This window comes from Streptomyces sp. NRRL WC-3549 (assembly GCF_000721935.1).
In the GTDB taxonomy this organism is placed as follows: Bacteria; Actinomycetota; Actinomycetes; order Streptomycetales; family Streptomycetaceae; genus Streptomyces.
In genome coordinates this window covers 1-4,024 of record NZ_KL585420.1, presented here as the reverse complement: position 1 = coordinate 4,024, position 4,024 = coordinate 1, and the positions used below count along the sequence as shown (strand labels likewise).

Annotated in this window: 3 protein-coding genes and 1 pseudogene; 2 read left to right on the top strand and 2 right to left on the bottom strand. The window is 72.2% G+C overall.

What is annotated here, in order from left to right; genetic code table 11:
* Window positions 1-45: 45 nt before the first annotated feature.
* A complete protein-coding gene (locus tag IH13_RS0124485; protein ID WP_031087889.1) occupies window positions 46-717 on the bottom strand; it encodes a response regulator in 672 nt (223 codons plus the stop codon).
* A gap of 9 nt (window positions 718-726) precedes the next feature.
* A complete protein-coding gene (locus IH13_RS0124480) occupies window positions 727-1,572 on the bottom strand; it encodes a RecB family exonuclease (RefSeq protein ID WP_031087888.1) in 846 nt (281 codons plus the stop codon).
* A gap of 170 nt (window positions 1,573-1,742) precedes the next feature.
* Between IH13_RS0124480 and IH13_RS38290 the strand changes: the two are divergent.
* Window positions 1,743-3,001: pseudogene (locus tag IH13_RS38290) on the top strand (site-2 protease family protein).
* 64 nt (window positions 3,002-3,065) lie between these two features.
* On the top strand, window positions 3,066-3,974 hold the full coding sequence (locus tag IH13_RS0124470) for a tRNA (adenine-N1)-methyltransferase (protein ID WP_031087887.1): 909 nt from the start codon (window positions 3,066-3,068) through the stop codon (window positions 3,972-3,974).
* Window positions 3,975-4,024 lie beyond the last annotated feature (50 nt).

The following is a 4,024-nucleotide window of genomic DNA, read 5'->3' as shown; positions in this document are numbered from 1 at the left end:
GGGCGGTGTGCCCCGGGCCGGACCCGTTCCCACGCCGGACGCGTCTCACTGGGCGCCGGGACGGACCAGCCCGCTCTCGTACGCGTAGACGGCGGCCTGCACCCGGTCACGGAGGCTCAGCTTCGTCAGCACATGGCCCACGTGCGTCTTCACCGTGGTCTCGCTCACGAACAGGTCCGCGGCGATCTCCGCGTTGGACAGCCCGCGCGCCACCAGCTTCAGCACCTCCACCTCACGTTCCGTGAGGGTGTGCAGCGCGTCCGGGACGGGCTCCTCGCCCGACGGCAGATGGTCCGCGTACTTGTCCAGCAGCCGCCGTGTGATGCTCGGGGCCAGCATCGCCTCGCCCGCGGCCACCACCCGGATGGCCTGCACCAGCTCATGGGCGGGCGCGTCCTTCAGCAGGAAGCCGCTGGCACCCGCGCGCAGCGCCTCCACGACGTACTCGTCGAGGTCGAACGTCGTCAGGACCAGGACCTTCGCGGGCCCGTCCCGGCCGGGCCCGGTGATCTGACGGGTCGCCTCCACGCCGTCCATCCGCGGCATCCGGATGTCCATCAGCACCACGTCGGGCTGCAGCGCCCGCACCTGGTCGATCGCCTGCAGCCCGTCACCGGCCTCGCCGACCACCGCGAGGTCGCCCTCCGCCTCCAGGATCATCCGGAAGCCGGTACGCAGCAGGGGCTGGTCGTCGACCAGCAGGACACGGATCGCCACGGGATCTCCTTAAGGGCCTTCGAGGGCCACCGTCGGTCCGGCCTCGGCCCGGACCGGCTCCATTCTGCCCTGTACACCCTCCACCGATTCCGCCGGGCGGACCGGCAGCGGATATACCGGGGGAGTCCCGCCGAACTCCGGACAGACAGCCTGGTGGTCGCACCAGCCGCACAGCTTCGTCGGCCGCGGACGCCACTCACCGGTCTCGGTGGCCTGCCGGATCGCGTCCCACAGGGCCAGCAGCTTGCGCTCCACCCGCTCCAGGTCCGCGGGGACCGGGTCGTAGGTGAGCACGTCCCCGCTGCCGAGGTAGACCAGCTGGAGCCGGCGCGGGACCACGCCCTTCAGCCGCATGATCACCAGGGCGTAGAACTTCATCTGGAACAGCGCGCCCTCGGCGTACTCCGGACGCGGGGCCTTGCCCGTCTTGTAGTCGACGATGCGGACCTCACCCGTGGGAGCGACGTCCACCCGGTCGATCACGCCCCGCAGCCGCAGCCCCGAATCGAGCTCCGTCTCGACGGACATCTCCCGCTCGGCCGGCTCCAGGCGCGTCGGGTCCTCCAGCGAGAACCACCGCTCCACCAGCCGCTCCGCCTCGCCCAGCCACCCGGCGAGCCGCTCGCCCTCCGGATCACCGGCGAACAGCTCCGACAGCTCCGGCTTCGACTCCAGCAGCCGGTCCCACTGCCCGGGGACCAGCGCCTTGGCGCGCGGCGCCGTGCGCTCCGCCGCCGGGGCGTCGAACAGCCTCTCCAGCACCGCATGCACCAGCGTGCCGCGGGTAGCCGCCTCGCTGGGCTTCTCGGGCAGCTTGTCGATGACCCGGAAGCGGTAGAGCAGGGGGCACTGCATGAAGTCGCTCGCGCGCGACGGCGACAGGGACGAGGGTGGCCGGGGCGGGCGCGGTACGGACATCATGTCGCAGACCCTACGGCCCCCCACTGACACCGAGCGGCTTACCATCGACCACAGAGCTCGCGGACAGCAGACGTGCGGCGTGCGCCACCGACCGAAGGGACCACGTGGACGAGAGCGGCGACAGCGGGCGCCCGCAGCCCGGCGCGGGGGGCGGCGACCCCGGCACCGGGCCGGACAAGGGCAGACCGCACCGCCCCGAGGACCCCGGCGGCGGCATCCTCATGGGCCGCCCCTTCGGCGTACCCGTCTACGTGGCGCCCAGCTGGTTCGTCGTCGCCGCCCTGATCACCTGGGTGTTCGGGGGCCAGCTCGACCGCGTGCTGCCGGGGCTCGGCGCCGCGCGCTACCTGGTGGCCCTCTTCTTCGCGATCGCCTTCTACGCCTCCGTGCTCGTCCACGAGCTCGCCCACACCGTCGTCGCCCTGCGCTACAAGCTGCCGGTCCGCAGGATCCAGCTCCAGTTCTTCGGCGGTGTCTCGGAGATCGAGAAGGAGTCCGAGACCCCGGGGCGTGAGTTCGTCCTCGCCTTCGTGGGCCCCCTGCTCTCGCTCGTGCTGGGCGGACTCTTCTTCGTCCCCCTGCAGTTCGTCGAGGCGGGCACCGTGCCCGGCGTGCTGCTCGCCGGACTGATGATCTCCAACCTCATCGTCGCCGCGTTCAACCTGCTGCCCGGCCTGCCCCTGGACGGCGGCCGGATGCTCCGCGCCGTCGTGTGGAAGATCACCGGCAGGCCGATGAGCGGTACCGTCGCCGCCGCGTGGGTCGGGCGCGGTCTGGCCGTCACCGTCCTCGTCGGGCTCCCGCTGCTCACCCACACCGGCGCCCTGGGCGAGATGTGTATAAGAGACAGGACATCGGCGGGGTGGAGACCGTCACGGACGCACTGCTCGCGGCCATCCTGGCCGGGATCATCTGGACGGGCGCGGGCAACAGTCTGCGGATGGCCCGGCTCCGCGAACACCTCCCGGACCTGCGCGCCCGCACACTCACCCGCCGCGCGGTACCCGTCGAGTCCGCCACCCCGCTCTCCGAGGCCCTGCGCCGGGCCAACGAGGCCGGCGCCCGCGCCCTGGTCGTCGTCGACGGGCAGGGCCACGCCAAGGGCCTCGTCCGCGAGGCGGCCATCGCCGGGGTCCCGGAGCACCGCCGGCCCTGGGTGGCCGTCGGCGGACTGGCCCAGGACATCACCGAGGGCATGCGGGTCCCGGCCGAGCTCGCCGGCGAGGCCCTCCTGGACCGGCTCAAGGCCACCCCGGCCACCGAGTACCTGGTCGTCGAGGAGACCGGCGAGATCTACGGCGTCCTGTCCACCACGGACGTCGAGCGGGCCTTCGTGGCCGCCATGGCCCGCCCCGCGGCCTGAGCCCGGCCACCCGAGCCCGGGAACCCCGGGAAGAGGCCCCGCGGAATACCGGTAGGCTGAGCACATGTCCGAACCGACCGGTGCCGCCCGCCGTCGCGGCCCATTCAAAGTCGGGGACCAGGTCCAGCTCACCGACCCCAAGGGACGCCACCACACCTTCACGCTCGAAGCCGGAAAGAACTTCCACACCCACAAGGGTTCTTTCCCGCACGACGAGCTGATCGGTGCTCCCGAGGGCAGTGTTGTCCGTACCACGGGAAACGTCGCCTACCTCGCGCTGCGCCCCCTGCTCCCCGACTACGTCCTGTCCATGCCCCGCGGTGCCGCCGTGGTCTACCCCAAGGACGCGGGGCAGATCCTGGCCTTCGGCGACATCTTCCCCGGCGCCCGCGTCGTGGAGGCCGGCGTCGGCTCCGGATCGCTCAGCACCTTCCTGCTGCGCGCCATCGGCGAGCAGGGCATGCTGCACTCCTACGAGCGCCGCGAGGACTTCGCCGAGATCGCCCAGCAGAACGTCGAGCGCTACTTCGGCTCGCCGCACCCCGCCTGGCAGCTCACCGTCGGCGACCTCCAGGACAACCTCTCGGACACCGACGTCGACCGCGTCGTCCTGGACATGCTCGCCCCGTGGGAATGCCTGGAGGCCGTCTCCAAGGCCCTGGTGCCCGGCGGCATCCTCTGCGCGTACGTCGCGACCACCACCCAGCTCTCGCGGACCGTCGAGTCCATCCGGGAGATCGGCTGCTTCGCGGAACCCCAGCCCTGGGAGTCGATGATCCGCAACTGGCACGTCGAAGGCCTGGCCGTGCGCCCCGACCACCGGATGATCGGTCACACCGGCTTCCTGGTGACCGCCCGCCGCCTCGCCGACGGCGTGGAGCCGCCGGTGCGCCGCCGCCGCCCCTCCAAGGGCGCCTACGGCGAGGACTACGACGGCCCCGGCGGCCGCAGCGGTTCCGCCGACCGCGGCTGACCCCGCCACCCGACCGACCCCTGCCATCCGGCAGACGAGAACAACGCACG